This window comes from Hymenobacter sp. M1-2, assembly GCF_057808495.1.
Map to the genome: position 1 here is coordinate 38,094 of NZ_JBTYZO010000009.1, position 17,473 is coordinate 55,566.

Annotated in this window: 18 protein-coding genes; 14 read left to right on the plus strand and 4 right to left on the minus strand. The window is 58.7% G+C overall.

All coding sequences use genetic code 11. The features are described from left to right. Window positions 1-210: 210 nt before the first annotated feature. The 10 genes from ACYSMN_RS10395 to ACYSMN_RS10440 all read left to right on the plus strand — a co-directional run bounded on the left by ACYSMN_RS10395 (window position 211) and on the right by ACYSMN_RS10440 (window position 10,832). Complete coding sequence (locus ACYSMN_RS10395) at window positions 211-765, plus strand: TetR/AcrR family transcriptional regulator (RefSeq protein ID WP_488923808.1); 555 nt, start codon at window positions 211-213, stop codon at window positions 763-765. Between the two features lie 85 nt (window positions 766-850). Beyond that, entirely contained in the window at window positions 851-2,335 is a 1,485-nt protein-coding gene (locus ACYSMN_RS10400) for an alpha/beta fold hydrolase (protein WP_488923809.1), read from the plus strand. A 67-nt stretch (window positions 2,336-2,402) separates the two neighbouring features. Further along, complete coding sequence (locus tag ACYSMN_RS10405) at window positions 2,403-3,332, plus strand: alpha/beta fold hydrolase (RefSeq protein ID WP_488923810.1); 930 nt, start codon at window positions 2,403-2,405, stop codon at window positions 3,330-3,332. 412 nt (window positions 3,333-3,744) lie between these two features. Next, the gene (locus tag ACYSMN_RS10410; RefSeq protein WP_488923811.1) at window positions 3,745-4,353 is read left to right on the plus strand and encodes a TetR/AcrR family transcriptional regulator; all 609 of its coding nucleotides are present in this window, start codon (window positions 3,745-3,747) and stop codon (window positions 4,351-4,353) included. Window positions 4,354-4,391: 38 nt separating this feature from the next. Next, window positions 4,392-5,699 (plus strand): TolC family protein, encoded by a 1,308-nt coding sequence (locus ACYSMN_RS10415; protein WP_488923812.1) that lies wholly within the window; start codon window positions 4,392-4,394, stop codon window positions 5,697-5,699. Between the two features lie 16 nt (window positions 5,700-5,715). Beyond that, window positions 5,716-6,621 (plus strand): HlyD family secretion protein, encoded by a 906-nt coding sequence (locus ACYSMN_RS10420; protein WP_488923813.1) that lies wholly within the window; start codon window positions 5,716-5,718, stop codon window positions 6,619-6,621. 13 nt (window positions 6,622-6,634) lie between these two features. After that, entirely contained in the window at window positions 6,635-7,588 is a 954-nt protein-coding gene (locus tag ACYSMN_RS10425; RefSeq protein WP_488923814.1) for an ABC transporter ATP-binding protein, read from the plus strand. Further along, window positions 7,569-8,351, plus strand: coding sequence for an ABC transporter ATP-binding protein (locus tag ACYSMN_RS10430; RefSeq protein ID WP_488923815.1), 783 nt, complete (start codon window positions 7,569-7,571; stop codon window positions 8,349-8,351). Before ACYSMN_RS10425 ends, ACYSMN_RS10430 begins: the two co-directional genes overlap by 20 nt. Window positions 8,352-8,504: 153 nt before the next feature. After that, window positions 8,505-9,614: an ABC transporter permease gene (locus ACYSMN_RS10435; RefSeq protein ID WP_488923816.1), complete on the plus strand. Its 1,110-nt coding sequence runs from the start codon at window positions 8,505-8,507 to the stop codon at window positions 9,612-9,614. Window positions 9,615-9,713: 99 nt separating this feature from the next. Beyond that, window positions 9,714-10,832: an ABC transporter permease gene (locus ACYSMN_RS10440; protein WP_488923817.1), complete on the plus strand. Its 1,119-nt coding sequence runs from the start codon at window positions 9,714-9,716 to the stop codon at window positions 10,830-10,832. Window positions 10,833-11,257: 425 nt separating this feature from the next. Here the strand turns inward: ACYSMN_RS10440 and ACYSMN_RS10445 are convergent, their stop codons facing one another. Beyond that, on the minus strand, window positions 11,258-11,632 hold the full coding sequence (locus tag ACYSMN_RS10445) for a hypothetical protein (RefSeq protein WP_488923818.1): 375 nt from the start codon (window positions 11,630-11,632) through the stop codon (window positions 11,258-11,260). Window positions 11,633-11,689: 57 nt separating this feature from the next. Further along, the gene (locus ACYSMN_RS10450) at window positions 11,690-12,694 is read right to left on the minus strand and encodes a serine hydrolase domain-containing protein (RefSeq protein ID WP_488923819.1); all 1,005 of its coding nucleotides are present in this window, start codon (window positions 12,692-12,694) and stop codon (window positions 11,690-11,692) included. A 411-nt stretch (window positions 12,695-13,105) separates the two neighbouring features. On the opposite strand from ACYSMN_RS10450, the gene ACYSMN_RS10455 reads away from it, so the two are divergent. From ACYSMN_RS10455 to ACYSMN_RS10465, 3 genes are all read left to right on the plus strand, one after another. Continuing rightward, window positions 13,106-13,441 carry a transposase gene (locus ACYSMN_RS10455; RefSeq protein ID WP_488923820.1) on the plus strand — a complete coding sequence of 112 codons (336 nt, stop codon included), beginning with the start codon at window positions 13,106-13,108 and terminating at the stop codon, window positions 13,439-13,441. Further along, window positions 13,357-13,851: an IS5 family transposase gene (locus tag ACYSMN_RS10460; RefSeq protein ID WP_488923821.1), complete on the plus strand. Its 495-nt coding sequence runs from the start codon at window positions 13,357-13,359 to the stop codon at window positions 13,849-13,851. The genes ACYSMN_RS10455 and ACYSMN_RS10460 overlap by 85 nt, the downstream gene beginning before the upstream one ends. Before the next feature lie 165 nt (window positions 13,852-14,016). Beyond that, a complete protein-coding gene (locus ACYSMN_RS10465; protein WP_488923822.1) occupies window positions 14,017-14,220 on the plus strand; it encodes a DoxX family membrane protein in 204 nt (67 codons plus the stop codon). 404 nt (window positions 14,221-14,624) lie between these two features. On the opposite strand, the gene ACYSMN_RS10470 is transcribed toward ACYSMN_RS10465, so the two are convergent. Beyond that, window positions 14,625-14,987 (minus strand): winged helix-turn-helix transcriptional regulator, encoded by a 363-nt coding sequence (locus ACYSMN_RS10470; RefSeq protein WP_488923823.1) that lies wholly within the window; start codon window positions 14,985-14,987, stop codon window positions 14,625-14,627. 194 nt (window positions 14,988-15,181) lie between these two features. On the opposite strand from ACYSMN_RS10470, the gene ACYSMN_RS10475 reads away from it, so the two are divergent. Further along, window positions 15,182-16,060: an SDR family oxidoreductase gene (locus ACYSMN_RS10475; RefSeq protein ID WP_488923824.1), complete on the plus strand. Its 879-nt coding sequence runs from the start codon at window positions 15,182-15,184 to the stop codon at window positions 16,058-16,060. A 414-nt stretch (window positions 16,061-16,474) separates the two neighbouring features. On the opposite strand, the gene ACYSMN_RS10480 is transcribed toward ACYSMN_RS10475, so the two are convergent. Next, window positions 16,475-17,473 carry an SDR family NAD(P)-dependent oxidoreductase gene (locus tag ACYSMN_RS10480; RefSeq protein ID WP_488923825.1) on the minus strand — a complete coding sequence of 333 codons (999 nt, stop codon included), beginning with the start codon at window positions 17,471-17,473 and terminating at the stop codon, window positions 16,475-16,477.

Genomic DNA, 17,473 nt, shown 5'->3' on the forward strand with positions numbered 1-17,473 from the left:
CCCTGCGTAGAGAATCCTGGTGTTCTGTTATCGAAGCCAAATTCAAGGCCATTTTGGCGCCAGGGTCATACTGAGCTGCACAGTACCAGGCCAATGACACCGTGTATAGTAAGGGCGGCAAGTTCCTGATGCTTTGCTTCTGAATTAGCGGAAGAAAAAATAAACGTACAGACTTGTCTGTTTACTGCACTCTTTTACTACCTTTACTGCATGCCCGCTGCTAAAGACAAAACATCCGACACGCGAGACCGTCTAGTTGCCACTGCCTCACGCCTGTTCTACGAGCAGGGCTACAACCTGACGGGCATCAACCAGATTATCGCCGAGGCTGACATTGCCAAGGCAAGCTTGTATCAGCATTTTTCCTCAAAAGAGGATTTGCTCGTCGAGTATCTCGCCCTTACTAGCCGCACCTGGTTTGAGCAGCTCACTGCTTACGTGGCCGACAAGCGCACGGCCCGCACTAAAATCTTGGCAGTTTTCGATTTCCTCCAGGAATTTGCCGAGCGGGTGCAGTATCGGGGCTGTAATTTTCAGAATGTTTTGTCAGAGGTACCAGCCGACCACACGCGGGTGAAGCAGGTGGTCAAGAAGCACAAAGACCAAATGCGACACTTCTTTGCGCAGCTGCTAGACCCTGATACTCCAGGCACGGTAGCGGACATGCTGATTCTACTCTTTGAAGGCGCCCTGATTACCAGTCAAACTCAGGCTTCCAATCAACCCATCGCCGATGCCCAAAAACTGGCGGCTTCTCTACTATAACTTTTTTTGCCTTGTTGTAAACAGACTTGTCTGTTTATTGATAGAATGCTCAAACAGATTTTTTACACAAGTTTTGTCCTGACTCATGAAAGTTTCAACCGTAGCCTTTCGGTCTGTTCAAGTGAATGGCCTAGACATTTTTTACCGCGAGGCGGGCCATCCACAGGCTCCCACCGTGCTGTTGTTGCACGGCTTTCCTACCTCGTCGCACATGTTTCGCCAGTTGATTCCGCTGCTGGCCGACCGCTACCACGTGGTGGCCCCTGACTTGCCGGGCTTTGGCTTTTCGTCGGTGCCGGACAGGGCTACGTTTGCCTATACCTTCGACCACTTAGCCGCTGTAATGAGCGGGTTCACCGAAGTTCTCGGCCTGACTCAGTATGCCCTGTACGTGTTCGACTACGGCGCGCCCGTGGGCTTTCGTCTTGCGGTGGCCCATCCGGAGCGGGTCACTGCCCTTATCAGCCAGAACGGCAACGCCTACGAAGAAGGACTAAGCGAGGGGTGGAATCCGATTCAAGCTTATTGGCGGGAACCCACGGCTGAGAACCGCGCCGCTCTGCGCAGCTTACTGCAGGCGGGTACCACCCAGTTTCAGTACACCCACGGAGTGCCCGACCCTACGCAAGTGGCGCCCGAGGCCGCGGCCCTCGACCAGGCACTACTGGAGCGCCCGGGGATGGACGAGATTCAGCTAGATCTTTTCGGGGATTATCAGTCCAACGTGGCGCTTTACCCGCGTTTTCAGGAATACTTCCGCACGCAGCGCCCGCCTACGCTGGCCGTGTGGGGCAAAAACGACCCGTTTTTCCTCCCGGCCGGGGCCGAGGCCTTCCGCCGTGACAACCCCGATGCCCAGGTGCACTTCGTAGAGAGCGGCCACTTTGCCCTAGAAACCCACGTGCACCCTGTGGCGGACTTAATCCGCGGCTTTTTGGGGCGCGTCTTATACCCGGCCGGTAGTTCCCCATTCACGGTGGCCGCCAAAATGAATCCCAGTCCGGTCTCGGAGGAGCACGACTCCGCTTTGGCGCCTACCGACGGAACGGCCGAACCGTTGGCGGTGCTACGAAGCGTGTTTGGTTTCGTGCCGGCCCTGGCCACGGCGATGGCCCAGGAACCGGCGGCTTTGGCAGGGTACGTGCACGGGTTGCAAGCACTAGGAGGCACCAGCCTGACCCCGGTGGAGCAGCAAGTAACCATGCTAGTAGCCAGCCGCGCCAACGAAGCCGAGTACGGCGTGGCGGTGCACCGCACCCTCGCCCGCCAGTTGGGCGCTTCGGCCGCGGTACTGATGGCCGCTAGCGAGGGAACTCCCATTCCCGATGCCCGGCTAGCCGCCTTGCAGCAACTGGTAGAACGCCTCACCCGGCAGCGAGGACAGGTGCCCGATGCCGCAGTTGCAGAATTCCTGGCCGCCGGATTTGATCAGCCAGCCTTGATTGCAGTGGCCTATGCGGTGTCGCTTAAAACGTTTGCCAACACCATCGCCCATTTAACCAGACCCGCTCTCGACGCCGGTTTTCGGGAAGCCGACCCTGTTTTGCCAGCAACTGCGCCAACTAATTAGTTTGATCATGCCGTGCCACCCACGAATGCGGTTGCTTCTGCTACTGGTCTTCCTGATAACCGGGATTTTGAGCCAACCGACCGCTACGCGGGGGGCCGTGCGGCTTTCTGCGCTACGACACGACGACACAGTGCGGGTGCGGTACCGCACGTTGCCCATAGCCGGCCTAACGCTCTTCTACCGCGAGTCGGGTCCGGCGGACGCGCCGGTGCTGTTGCTGTTGCACGGGTTTCCTTCCTCCTCGCGCATGTACGAGGGCTTGCTGCGGCAGCTCGGAGACCGGTACCACGTCATCGCCCCCGACTACCCGGGCTTTGGGCATTCCGACGCGCCGCCTCCCTCGCAGTTCGCCTACACGTTTGACCACCTGGCCGAGGTGGTGGATCAATTCATCCAGGTTCTAGGCCTGCGCCGCTACACGCTCTACCTCCAGGATTACGGAGGCCCAGTGGGCTTTCGCTTAGCGTTGTGGCATCCGGAACGGGTGGCAGCTTTGGTGATTCAGAACGCGGTGGCGCACGAAGAGGGGCTCAATGCGGCTTTGTGGGCCCCGCGTCGGGCGTTTTGGACCGATCGGCCAGCCCACGAAGACGCCTTGCGCCGCAACCTACTCTCTGCTGCAGCCGCCCGTCTGCGCCACGTAGGCACCTCGCCCCACCCCGAGCGCTACAACCCGGACTGCTGGACCGACGAAGCCGCCTTTCTGGCGCGGCCAGGCCAAGCGGAGATTCAAGCCGACTTATTTTTTGACTACCGTACCAATTTGGCGGCTTACCCTGCCTGGCAAGCTTACCTGCGCCGTTATCAGCCACCCACCTTGGTGCTGTGGGGCCGGTACGACCCCTCATTTGACGTGGCCGAAGTAGCCGCCCTCCAACGCGACTTACCCCGCGCCGAAGTGCACTGGTTGGAAGGTGGGCACTTCGCCCTCGACGAAGCATCTGGAGAAGCGGTGTGCCGGCTGCGGCAGTTTCTCGTGGCCCACCGTATCCGGTAGGTAATTGGCTAGCATCCTACGCGCCGGGTTAGATTCAGAAAAGCTGCTTCTGGACTACTTGCCTAGTTTCTTCCATAAATTCTTGTAGCCAGTTCGGCATTTGCCGCTCTGCGGAGATAATATGAATTAGTTACTATCGACTCAATTATGAATTCTAGGCTGGGCATTACGGCACGCCTAAGATGAAATCGCGCGGGAAGTCTGATAAAATCCATGTGATATCAAGGGCTGCCAGAAGTTTTTATGTACCATATATTTCGTTGCTTCTCAATTCATCTGTCAATAGTGAAGGACGATCTTGATGTCGACTATAAGGTGGTGGTAAATCTTTCTTAAGCAAAAAGGTAGACACATTCAACCTTTTTCTGCTAGTTTTGCGTAGTCTTAACCAAAAGGTTAAACCACAAAGACAATGGACGTTTCCAAGCCTACCACTGAAGCTCTTATCCTGGATGCCGCCCAAGCGGTGTTTCTGGAGAAAGGCCTAGCGGGGGCGCGTATGCAGGAAATTGCCGACCGGGCTGGCATCAACAAGGCGTTGCTGCACTATTACTTCCGCAGCAAAGACAAGCTCGCGGAACTGGTTATCAACCGGGCTGTGGGTACCATGATGCCCCGGCTTGTGGCGGTGTTGGAAGCGGACGTGGACCTGCTGGAGAAAATCCGGCAGCTCGCCAGCGAGTACGTCACGTTCGTGAGCCAGCACAGTTTTCTCCCCCTCTTCATTCTCAATGAGGTGCATCGCAATCCGCATTACTTTTTTAAGAATGCGATTCAGCAGCAGAAAGCTCCGCTCGATGGCTTCCGCCGACAGGTAGACGAGGCCGTGGCCGCCGGGCGCATCCGGCCGATTAGCTCCGCGCAGCTGCTGATGAATCTAATGTCCATGCTCATCTTCCCATTTCTAGGCCAGCCAGTATTTCAGGTAGCCCTCGGCTTATCAGAAGAGGAGTTTGCCCACGAAATAGCCAAGCGCCGTACCGAGGTGGCCGATTTTGTTATCCGGGCAATTGCGGTCTGATTTTTTTTGCCGCTGTCTTAACCAACTAGTTAAACCCAATGCCCAACTTTCGCATCCTTCTGGTCGGCTTACTGATGGCAGTGGCCGGCGGGTGGCCCGCTTACTTGATGGCGCAGTCAGCTTCGGCTTCGCTCACGCTGGGCCAGTGCTACGAGCTAGCCCAGGCGCAGGCTCCCTTGCGCCGGCAGCTGGCCCTCACCAGCGCCCAAACGGCCAACAACCAGGCCAGCTTGGCCACTCAGCGCCGTGTGCCGCAGTTGGCGGTCAATGGGCAGGCTTCCTACCAAAGCGAGGTAACCAGGGTGCCCATTGAGGTGCCCGGCTCGACAATTCCTACTGTCGCCAAAGACCAGTACCGGCTGACGCTGGACGCAGCCCAAACGCTGTACGACGGAGGCCTGACGCGCCAGCAGCAGCAATTAGAAGCATTAGGCGCCGCCGTCAGCAACCAGCAGGTAGAAGTGAGTCTATATCGGATACGTGAGCAAGTAAGCAGCTTGTATTTCGGGGTCTTGCTCACGGAGGAAAACACACGCCTGCGGCAGGCACTACGCACCGATTTACTGCAACGCCGCAAAGCGCTGGTTGCCCGCCAAGCCTACGGCACCGCCACCGGCCAGGACCTCGCCCGGCTTGACGCTGAAGTGGTGAACCTCGACCAGCAGTTGCGTGAGCTAACCCTGAGCCGGGCGGGGCTGCTACACCAGCTCAGTGAGCTGCTGGGCCAGCCGCTCGCGGCTGAAACCCGCCTCGAAGTACCCGTATTACTGCCGCCTGCGCCCGTTCGGCCGGAGCTAGGCTTGTACGAGCGTCAGCGCGCGCAGCTGGTCGGCCAACAATTGCTCAACGATGCCCGGCTGGCCCCTCGCCTGAGCTTGTTTGGGCAAGTTGGCTACGGCCGGCCGACGTTGGATTTTCTGCGCAACGATTTTCACGGCTACGGCCAAGGGGGACTGCGTCTGAGTTGGAACTTAGGGGGGTACTACACCCGCCGGCAAGACCGCGAAGCCCTGCGCCTGAGCACCGAAGCCGTGGCCGTGCAGCAGGCCGTGTTCGAGCAAAGCCAACGCGTGACGCTGGCCGGTCAGCAAACCGCTATTGACCGCTACCAGGCCTTGCTTGATACCGACCGGCAGCTGATTCCGCTGCGCGAAAAGATTCAGGCCACGGCCACCGTACAGCTCGACAATGGCATCATCGGCTTCAGCGACTACTTCACCGAGGCCAACAATCTGACCCAGGCCCGCCTCAACGAGCAGCTTCACCGTCTGCAGCTGCTGCAAGCCCAGGCCGACCAGCAAAATACCCGCGGCACCGACGCTCCGCCCGTTTCCCCGACCCGCTAACCGCTTCGTTTATCTCATGAAACGTACCTCCTTTTTTCAGCTGGCTGGTGGCTTGGTCGCCGGGTTGTTGCTCGGTGGCTGCCAGGCCGAAGAACCGCGCTTCGATGCCTCCGGCAATTTTGAAACCACCGAGTACGTGGTGGCCGCCAAAGCCCAGGGCCAGCTGCTGCAGTTGGCCGTGACCGAAGGCGACGAGCTGGCCGCCGGCCGCCCGGTTGGTGTCATCGATACGGTGCAGCTCTACCTGCGCAAGCGCCAGCTGCAAGCCAGCCAGCAAGCCGTGCGCCGCCAAACGCCCAACGTGGCCTCGCAGCTAGGGGCGCTGGAGCAGCAAGTGGCCAACCTGCAGCGCGAGCGCCGGCGGGTCGTTAATCTGGTGAAGGCCGACGCCGTGCCGGCCAAGCAGCTCGACGACCTTGACTACCAGCTTGCCACAGCCCGCCAGCAGGTAGCCGCTCAACGCTCGGCCCTGAGCACCCAGGCCAGCGGCACCAGCGCCCAAGTAGCGCCGCTGCAGGTGCAGGTGCAGCAGGTCAACGACCAGCTGCGCAACAGCCGGGTGGTCAACCCCGTGGCTGGCACGGTGCTTACGGTGTACGTGGAGCCCAGCGAGGTGGTAAACTACAGCCAGCCGCTCTACAAGATTGGCGATACGAAAACGTTGATTTTGCGGGCCTACGTGGCCGGCGACCAGCTGACCCGCGTGAAGCTGCGCCAACCGGTGAAGGTGCTAGTGGACGCACCCGGCGACCAACGCCGGGAGTACCCCGGCCGGGTGACGTGGATTTCCAGCAAGTCTGAGTTCACGCCCAAAGTCATCCAAACCAAGGAGGACCGGGTGAACCTGGTGTATGCTTTGAAGATAGCCGTACCCAACGACGGCAGTCTGAAAATCGGCATGCCCGCCGACGTGTTGTTCTAACGCCTTTTGCGCCATGCCTGCCGTTGAACTCCGCAACATCAGTAAATCCTACGGCGCTACCCCGGCCGTGCGCGACGTAAGTCTGACCGTAGAAGCGGGCGAGCTGTTCGGCCTTATCGGACCCGACGGGGCCGGCAAGACCACGCTCTTCCGCATCCTGACCACGCTACTATTGGCTGATGCGGGCGTGGCCACGGTGGCCGGGCACGATGTGGTGCGCGACTTTCGGGCCATCCGCAACGTGGTGGGGTACATGCCGGGCAAATTCTCGCTCTACCAGGACCTAACAGTGCAGGAAAACCTGGAATTCTTCGCGGCCGTGTTTCGCACCACCGTAGCCGAGAATTACGACCTGGTAAAGGATATCTACGAGCAGCTGGCCCCGTTTAAAAACCGGCGGGCCGGGGCCTTGTCCGGGGGCATGAAACAAAAGCTGGCCCTGTGCTGCGCCCTCATTCACAAACCCGAGGTGCTGCTGCTTGACGAGCCCACCACTGGTGTCGACGCCGTGTCGCGGCAGGAGTTCTGGCACATGCTAGGCACACTCAAGGCCCGGGGCATTACCATCGTCGTTTCTACGCCCTACATGGACGAGGCGGCCCTGTGCGAGCGAGTAGCGCTACTGCAAGCAGGCCAGGTGCTGCGCGTGGCCACGCCGGCCACGCTGCGCGCTGCCTACCCCTGGCCGCTGTACGCGGTGCGAGCCGCCCGCATGCACCCGCTGCTGCAAGACCTGCGCACCTACCCCGACGCGCACAGCTGCTACGCTTTCGGCGAAACGGCCCACCTCAGCCTTGCTCACCCCACCCCCGATGCGGCCGCCAGGCTCACGGCCTACCTCACAAGCCACGGCCACAGCGAGGTAGTGGTCGAGCCTGTCGAGGCCACTATCGAAGACACATTCATGGACTTACTCGCCCAGCAGCAACCCTCCACCGACTCCGCCCATGAACAGCCAGCCCACTAATGTAGAAGTAGGCCGTGAGTCGCTCCCCGCCCCGGTCATCACCTGCCAGCAGCTCACCAAGCGCTTTGGCGACTTCGTGGCCGTAAACGCCATCAGCTTTGAGGTGGCGGCCGGCGAGATATTCGGTTTTTTGGGGGCCAACGGGGCGGGTAAGACTACGGCTATGCGCATGCTCAGTGGCTTGCTGGGCCCGACGGAAGGCGTAGCTACGGTGGCGGGCTTCGATGTGCAGCGGCAGCCCGAGCTGATCAAGCAGCACATCGGCTACATGAGCCAGAAGTTTTCGCTCTACGAAGACCTTACCGTGCGCGAAAACATCCGCTTCTACGGTGGCGTGTACGGATTGAAGAGCGCCGTCATCCGGGGAAAAACCAATGCTTTGCTCCAACGCCTGGGCCTGGAGGCCGAGCGCGACACGCTGGTGGGCAGCCTGCCGCTGGGCTGGAAGCAGAAGCTAGCCTTCTCAGTGGCCTTGCTGCATGAGCCGGCCGTCATCTTTCTGGACGAACCTACCGGCGGCGTCGACCCCATCACCCGCCGCCAGTTCTGGGACCTCATCTACGAAGCGGCCGCCCAGGGCACGACCATCTTCATTACGACCCACTACATGGACGAGGCCGAGTACTGCGGCCGGGTCAGCATCATGGTCGATGGCAAAATAGAAGCCCTTGACACCCCTGCCGGGCTCAAGCAGCAGTTCGGCGTGGGCTCCATGGACGAGGTGTTTCTACACCTGGCCCGCGGTGCGAAGAACGTGGAGTAATGGTTAGTTGTCAGTTGCTGGTTGTCAGTTGTCAGGCTGTTTAGAAAATTATAAAGTGCTTGAAACCAATGCAAATCAACCAGAATACATGAGCGAAAAAACTAACAACTGACAACGAGCAACTAACAACAAGCAGCTGACAACTAAAAAGCCATGAAAGCCTTCCTGATGTTTGTGCGCAAAGAGTTTTACCACATCTTCCGCGACCCGCGCACCCTGCTCATTCTTTTCGGCATGCCCGTGGTGCTGGTCACCTTGTTCGGCTTTGCGCTGACGAACGAAATCAAGAACGCCAACGTGGCCGTGCTCGATTTCGACAAGGGCGTGCACGCCCGCCAGGTGCAAAACCGGCTGTTTTCGTCGGGCTACTTCGGGTTGCGCGACTACGCCCGCAGCTACCCCGACGTGGCCAGTGCTTTTCGACGAGGGCACGTGAAGCTGGCCGTGGTATTCCCGGTGGGCTTTTCCGCCGACCTCGACCACCTGGGCCACGCGCAGGTGCAACTCGTGGCCGACGCCTCGGACCAGAACACGGCCATTAGCCTGGTGAACTACGCCACCACCATCATCCGCAGCTACGAGCAGGAGAAAGTCCGGCCCACCGACTCCGGCGGTCCGCGGGTAGAGGCCGTGTCGCGCCTGTACTTCAACCCCGAAATGAAGGCGGCCTACACCTTCGTGCCGGGCACCATGGCCCTGATTCTGCTGCTGGTCTCGGCCATGCTCACCAGCATCACCATTGCGCGCGAAAAGGAAACGGGCACCATGGAAGTGCTGCTCGTTTCGCCTATGCGGCAGCTGCCCATTCTGCTCGGCAAAATCCTGCCCTATTTTCTGCTTTCCTTTCTCAACGGGCTAATTATTCTGGGCCTGGGCGTGTGGGCCCTGCATATTCCGCAGCGCGGCAGCTTGGCCCTGCTCATCGGCGAAACGCTGCTTTACATCTTCGTGGCCCTCGCGCTGGGGGTGCTGATTTCGACCCGGGCGGCCTCGCAGCAAACGGCCATGCTTACTTCCATCCTGAGCCTGCTCTTGCCCACGCTCATTCTCAGCGGCTTCCTGTTTCCTATTCAGAGTATGCCCGTTCCTCTCCAGACTATATCCAACATCATTCCGGCCCGTCACTACATTGTGGTGCTGAAGGGCATCATGATAAAAGGGCTCGGCCTGCGGGACCTCTGGCGCGAAACGCTCATCCTGACCGGCATGGGGACGGCCTTGCTGCTGCTGGCTTTGGCCTCACTGAAAAACCGACTGGCCTAGCAGTCAATCAGCAGTTATCAGTGAGCATGAACAGTTGCTCCGCTGACTCAAACTGAATAACTACTCGCCGTTGCTTGCTCACTGCTAATTGATTATCCCATGCGTATTGTTTGGTTTCTGATGGAGAAGGAGGTGCGGCAGCTACGGCGCAACCGCACCCTGCTGGCCTTGCTGCTGGTGGCCCCTGTTATTCAGTTGGTCTTGCTGTCGTTTGCGGCCAACTACGAAATTGAGAACTTGTCCCTGACCATCGTGGACCAGGACCACAGCCCAGCGGCCCGGCGGCTCATCGACAAGTTTCAGTACACCCCTTACTTTCAACTGGCGCAGGTGCGTCCGTCCAGCGCGGCCGCCGAGCAGGACTTGCTGGCCGACCACGCCGACTTGGTGCTGGTGATTCCGCCGCGCTTCGAGCGGGACCTGGTGCGTAGCAGTGCGGCCCGGGTGCAGCTACTCGTCAATGGCCTCGACAACGTGAAAGCCGGTCTGGCTAGCTCTTATGCGGCCGGGGTGGTGCAGGCCTACCAGGAGGAAGTGCGCCCCGCCACGGTGCAGGCGGCGGTGGCTACCCGGGGCGGGCTGGAGGTGGTGCCCACTTACTGGTACAACCCGCTACTGAATTACAAAACCTTTATGGTGCCCGGCATTCTGGTCGAAATCATCAGCTTAATTGTGATGATGGTGGCCACGCTCAACATTGTGCGCGAAAAGGAAATCGGCACCATTGAGCAGCTCAATGTGACGCCCATTCGCAAGTGGCAGTTCATTCTGGGCAAGCTGGTGCCATTTTGGGTAGCGGGCTTGTACCAGTTCACCATTGGGCTGCTGCTGGCGCGCTTCCTGTTTCACGTGCCTATGGTAGGGAGCGTGCCGCTGCTCTACGGCATCATGAGCGTGTACTTAGTGGTACCGCTGGGGCTAGGCCTGCTCATTTCCTCGGTGAGTGATACGCAACAGCAGGCCCTGTTCGTGGCCTTTTTCTTCCTCATCATTTTCATCCTGCTTTGCGGCCTGTTCACGCCCACCGAGTACATGCCGGCCTGGGCGCAGGCCCTCGACGTAATCAATCCGCTGCTCTACATGATCGACATCGTGCGGCGCATTCTGCTCAAGGGCAGTACCCTTCGCGACGTGCTACGCCCCGTGCTCATTCTGCTGGGCATGGCCGTGGCCGTGAACACGCTGGCCGTGTGGCGCTACCGCAAAACCAGCGGCTAACACGGTTCTCGCCGCCTTCGGCAAGCCGTCTTTCTTGATACTTCCTGTTTTTGATCATGAAGCTCACCGTTTCATCTTGATTCACCACCGCATTTAATAGCTCTGCTAGCCACCCGGGTGGCTAGCAGAGCTATCCAGGCAGATAGCCCGGCTGGCACCTATGCTGCTCGTTGTAAGAGGAAGCAATATGCCCTGTGCCAGGCGGGCGTGTTCCACGCCCATTGACGGAGGTGCGGACAAAGGCCGTCACGGTGTGGCCCTAGTCGAGGGCTTGTTGGACTAGGCCGCAGCCCGTGCTGCCAGTGACCCCTGAATATGGAAGTTGATGAAACGATGGTGTTCATCTCGTATCAGGAACTGGTGACTAGTATTTTAACAGAACATCAATACCTGTTGAGTTTGCACTTCTCGCTGGCGTCTCTTGCCTATCGCCACTTTGTCCCAATCTGTTGCAAAGGGGCGATGAGTAGTTCGGGGTTGGGGCAGTAGCGTACGGCCTCTATCAGACTAGCCGTATACGCTTGCCGATTGCCCAACTTCAAATAAGCCTCCGCCAATGCCACATGCGTTTTCCAGGATTGCGGATAAGTCGCTGCGTTTAGCACCAAAACCTGAGCGGCATCCTGGAAGTGCCCCACTGCCGAGCTGTGGGCTGCTAATTCGTCTAATTGGCGGTTGGAAAATTTATTCGGTTGTTTTTGACGCAGCTGGGCGTACTGCTGCAAGGCCGCCTGCACGCCTCGTTGGTCGTAGGTCTTCGTGAATTGGCGGACCACTGAATTGTATTGGTCATAGGTCAAAAATTTATCGGTCGAATAGCCGCCGCCGACGGTTAGAGCTAGCAGCTCGTCTTTTATCTATAGGCCATGTTCGCCATTAGTGAAGTACACCAGACCCAGCTGCTGCTGCGGGTAGAAGAGTACGAAGTTTTGCACGCCCAAATTGCTGCCCCACTGGTAGTACGCTGGTTGGTTTGACGTGCGGTCCACCCCAAAGCCCAGGCTCCAGAGCAACGTGCTGTCCCCCGTGATGACCTGACTTTGCGGGCGCAGCATCTGCCGCAGCGGCCCCTGGCCCAACAACCGGCCCGTCATCATTTCCTGCAGGAAACGGCCGTAGTCCGCGGCTGTGGTATGCAGTGTCGCGGTAGCACTTCCCTTGTCGGGCTTCCATTTTTCTACTCGTTTTTCGAAGTAATCGTAGCCTGTGGCATAATTCTTTTCAATCGTAGGTGTCCACACCAAGCTGCTTCGGCTCATGCCTAACGGCCCAAACACGCGTTCGTTCATGGTGACCTCCAGATTTTGTTTTAACAAGTGCTCCACGACCAACTGCAGGTAGAGAATGCCGGCGGCGGAGTAGTTGAAGTATTGTCCGGGGGGGTACAGGAACTCTGTCTGGCAGTTACCCAGAGCACTGGGCAAGCCACTGGAATGGGAAAGCACCATGCGGGCAGTTATCAACCGCTGCCGAGGGTCGTGGGCAATGTCCTTATACTCTAGGTACTGGTAGAGAGGAGTATCCAACGTGAGCAAGCCGTCTTTGACAAGGCTCATGACCAGATAGGCAAAAACCGGTTTGGTTAAGGAAGCCGCTTCGAAGACAGTTTCGGGCGTAACGGGCAAGCGCTGTTCCCGGTCCCGCAGCCCAAATACCCGATCGTAGACAGGCTTGGCGCCGTTGATGACAGCGATGTTGAGTCCGATAACTCCGGCTTGCTTCATCACGCGGGGAATAATGGTATCCAGGCGAGCCGCAGCAATCGCCGAGCCGTCGACCCGGCGAACATTCACCTGGGCGAAAGCGGCAGTTGGTAGGAGCAGCAGCCAAAAAAGCCCCCAACGAAATACAGATAGGATCATAAGTGGACTTGGTTAGAAGGGTGGGGCAAATGATAGTACGGCGTCTTACTTCCCTCAATACTCGACTAGGTCTGGGTAGGGTAGCTTGAAAACGCAGCCAGCGACTCCAACAATCTGGTGCGCGCCGCCTTCCAACCAGCGCCTAATGTGGCCCGGGTACTGTGCTCCCCACCTAAACGTTACAACCAAAGCAAGAAATGTTACCTCTACCATTGGCGAGCACCAAGACTTGAACGGTTTGGAGAGGTAACTTTTAACCGAACTTCTAACTAAGGCCCGGATTCTGCGCGATGGATTGCCGCTGCAGGATGCCGAAGCCGCCTCTGGGCTTGCGCCAGATAGAGTTGATTAAAGGTTCGTCGAGTACGCTATACTAGAGTGTGTGGACAGCACGGGTTGTAGTTTTGCCAGATGCGTCGTCATGAATTAACGGAACGCGAGTGGAAGGTGGTCGAGCCGCACACGATGGGCCGCCTGGGCACAGGCCGTGACAACCGGCAGTTTGTCCACGCGGTGCTCTACCGGGTGCGCACGGGCGTGGCCTGGCGCGACTTGCCCGAGCGGTTTGGCCCCTGGAACACGGTGGCGCGACGCTTTCGCCGCCGGGCGCAAGCGGGCGTATGGGAAGCGCTGTTTCAGGCCGTGCAGGAGCCGGATTATGCTTGGGTGCTGGTCGACTCCACCACGGCCAAGGCGCACAAAGCCGCCGCTGGGCAAAAAAAAGCACGCCCGCAGCCGAAGCCTTAGGCCGCTCCCGCGGTGGCTTTGGCACGAAGGTGCACGCCGTGGTAGACGCGTTGGGCAACTGCCTGCACCTGGTGCTGACGCCCGGCGAAGCGGCCGACAGTCCCCAGGTGCCCGTCTTGCTGGCCGCCTTACCGGAGCCGCCCGGCGCGGTGGTAGCCGACAAAGCCTACGATACGGACACTGTGCTGGACACGCTGGCCCAACACGAGGCCGAAGCCGTCATCCCACCCAAAGCCAGCCGATTGGACCAGCGCGCCTACGACGAAAACCTCTATGCGGACCGCAACAAAGTCGAGCGGTTTTTCGGCCGCCTCAAGGAAGCCCGCGGCTTTGCCACCCGCTACGAGAAAACCGCTACGTCCTTTTTAGCCGTGGCACACCTGCTGGCTGCTCTCGATTGGATGCGCTAGATGTCCACACAGCCTAGCACGCAAACCAATACTGCCCATGAAAAAAGCCCTTTTGCTGCCTTTCCTGCCACTCAATGTCGACGTGGCGCTGCTGCTACTGCGGGTCTGGTTCGGCGTAGGCCTGTTGGTGGTGCACGGCTACGAGAAGTGAGCAGCTTCCCCCAGATGGCGCAAGGGTTTCCCGACCCGCTGCATCTGGGGCCTACCGCTACCCTGGTAGTGGCCTTGGTGGCCGACGCTGTGTTTCCGTGGTTGATTATGGCCGGATTCCTGACCCGGCTCAGCGCGTTGTTTGTCGCGGCCAGCCTCAGTGTGGCGTATTTATTTGTGTGGAAAGCGTCACTGTTCCAGTTTTTGGATGGTAGATGATTATGCGTTAGTAGCCCTGATGGAAAGTTGGCCTTGGTTAAAAGTTTGGTACAAAGGTTAAACAAGCCGTTGCATGCCGGTCACCGGGCGCGGCCTAGCTCACGCTCTCCACTGTGCGGTGGTACCAGAAAGGTACACCTTACAGTTACCCGGCGTGCGCCACGTGCAGCCCTTTCATTTCTTCACCGCCCATCATCAGCCCACTCGATGTGAGTTGGTAGTACATGCAGCAAACGGCTGAGCGGTGGCCATCGAGCTACCCGACGCTAAGGGCGCCGGCCTCACGTGGGATTGTTCTTTCAAAAGGCGAATTTACACGCTAAGTCATTGTCTTATAGAGGAATGCATGTTGCCTCTCCCTATCCGCGCAACGCTGGAGGCAGTGCCCTCGTGAACACTACTGGCTACACTACTGACGCGGCACGGAGCGCCTCCACCTGCTGCTCGTGCTGCATTCCCCACGCTTTCAACACCTCAATAACCGGGTGGAGCGACTGCGCGTACGGCAGCGCTTGGTATTCTACCACTATGGGGGGGCCAGGGTAGACGGTACGGGCGATGAGGTGCTGGGCTTCCAGTTCCTTGAGTTCCTTGGCCAGCACCTTGGTGGAAATGCCGCTCACGGTGCGTTCGAGCCCTCGAAAGTGCCGGGTGCCCGTGAGCAAGGCCACGATAAGCGGGAGCTTCCATTTGCTGTTGACCACCATCGAGGCGTGGCGCAGGGCGCGCATGGTTTGCTCGCATTGCGCGGCTTGGGAACTAGTCATGAGGCAAGAAGCAGAAAAGGGTGGAAAGAAGCTGTACCAGGTGATTACTTTTTGGTAACCAGACTACCAATTGGTAATCTGTAGGTGGGAGACGGCCCGAACAAACCGCTAGCCGATAGCTTGAAGTAATCAGCTTACCCAACAGCGGACCCCCCGTTTTGATAGTTTTTCACTTTCCTCACCACCCTAGTAACATGATTTTAGTCACAGGCGCAACCGGTCACTACGGTACCAAAGTCCTTGAACATCTTTTGAACAAAGGAATCGAAGCGCAGCACCTTTCCGCGCTAGTGCGAAATGCGGCGAAAGGCCAGCCCCTCCAAGACCAGGGAATCCAACTGCGTGTCGGCGATTACTCGGACGTTGACACGCTGGTGCAGGCCTTCCAAGGGGTTGATACGCTCTTGTTGGTTTCCAGCAACGATAGAGGGGCCGTCGAAAACCGCACCGCTCACCACCTGAATGTCATCAAAGCGGCCAAAGTGGCGCAGGTGAAGCGGCTGGTGTATACGTCCTTTGTCACCAAGCCGGCCTTCCAAGACTCGGCCATCGCGGGTTTCCTGACGTCGCATGCCGAAACCGAACAGGCGATCAAAGACAGTGGCCTGACGTATACCATCCTCCAGAATGGTATTTACCTCGAGATGATACCCCTCTTCGCGGGCGCCCAGGTAGCCGAGACGGGCAGTATCCTCTTTCCCGCCCAGGCCGGGAAAGCCAACTGGGTGCTGCGGGCGGAACTGGCCGAAGCCGCGGCCCACGTACTAACCACGGAGGGGCACGACAACAAGACGTATGTGCTGACCAACCCCGAGGCTACGTCGTTCCACGACATCGCCCAAGATCTGTCCGACTGCCTGGGCAAGCATATTCGCTATCAGTCTCCTTCGGTCGAAGAATTTCAGGCGCTCCTACAGCAAGCCGAGGTGCCAGCAGTCTACATCGGGATGTTTACGATGTGGGCGAGTGCGGTGGCGCAAGGCATGCTGGAGGTCGAGGATGCCACCCTAGCGCATTTCCTGGGCCGGCCCCCAACCACCACGGCGCAGTTTATCAAGCAAGTGTATAGCTAACCAGCAAGGCCGGGCAGGACATCGTTGCTGCCTAAGTGCTCCACTACTAATAGCTGGCCAATCCAGGTGCAAGTCTTCTTCAAACCGGGCAGAGGGCGTTAGCTGGTCGGATGCATAGCCCATTTCCGTGAGCAATTGCATCAATTGCCGCTCAACTTCGTGGTGCTTGAGTAAATAATGAGATGGTAAATTAAAGACCAGTGAATGCTCAATTCCTCAGATGCACCACCCTTACGCCAATACCATTTGATAAGCGCGTAGGGGTGGTGCATTGGGGTGGTGGGCACAGTAAGCGGGCCTCAGGCTACGTTTTACAGGATGGTGGCTTCGGTGACCCAGGTGGCCCGAAACAACGCGGCTTATACTCGCGCAGTAGCGGCTCAGGCGCCCAATGCTTCATCCTACAGCAACGGGTTACCCTGCCACGTTAAAGCGGATGCCGGTCAGCTCCTCGGTCAGCGGCCACAAACGCTTGGCATCGGCGGCATTGAGGGAATAGGGCTTCACGCCAGCTGACATTTCCTGCCCAGGGGATAGAGGGGCGATATCTGCATCCTCACAATAAACGCCCCCAATGTTGTCGAGCAACGGACTCGTCGCGCACCAAACCGTAGTCGCTGCCCCTTGCGGAACTGTTTTAAGGGAGGCAATCACTGCCGGAACCTCCTTGCCTTCGGCATCATAGAAGCCGAACTGCTGCAACATTTCCAGGGGGGCTTCCCGCAGCAAGTCCGTTCCCCAGACATTGCCGGGGTGCACCGCGTACGCCCGTACGCCAAATGCCTGGGCGCGAGCATCCAATTCCAGCGTGAACAAGTTGAGCGCGGTTTTGGACTGCCCATACGCGGGCAGCGTCTCGTACTCGCGGTGAGTGAAGTTCGGGTCGTCAAAGTTGAACGGCCCAAACTGGTGCCCTTGCGAGGAGATGTTGATGACCCGCGCCCCATTCGCTTGCTTGAGCGCGCTCCACAACCGGGCCGTGAGCTGAAAAGGCGCTAAGTAGTTGGTGGCCAGCTGTGATTCAATTCCCCGGTTGTTACGGCGCAACGGCACGAACATGATGCCGGCGTTATTGATGAGCAGGTGCAGGGGGCGGCCCGAAGCCAAGAACGAGGCCGCGAAGGCGTCGACCGAATTCGGATTTAGCAAGTCCAGTTCGACCAGTTCTACATTGGCTACTCCCCCTAGGTTTTCCTGGGCCTTTTCTAGGCTGCGAGCCGGCACGATAACGGTGGCGCCCGCGGCGGCCAGCGTTTTGGTGGTTTCGAGGCCAATACCCGTGTAGCCGCCCGTCACGATGGCCACCTTGCCGGCCAAGCTTACTCCCTTGATAACGTCACTGGCCGTGGAAGTGGCCGAAAATCCTGATCCTAGCGGCGCTTGCAGCGCGCCATTTGCATTGCTTGGTTTCAT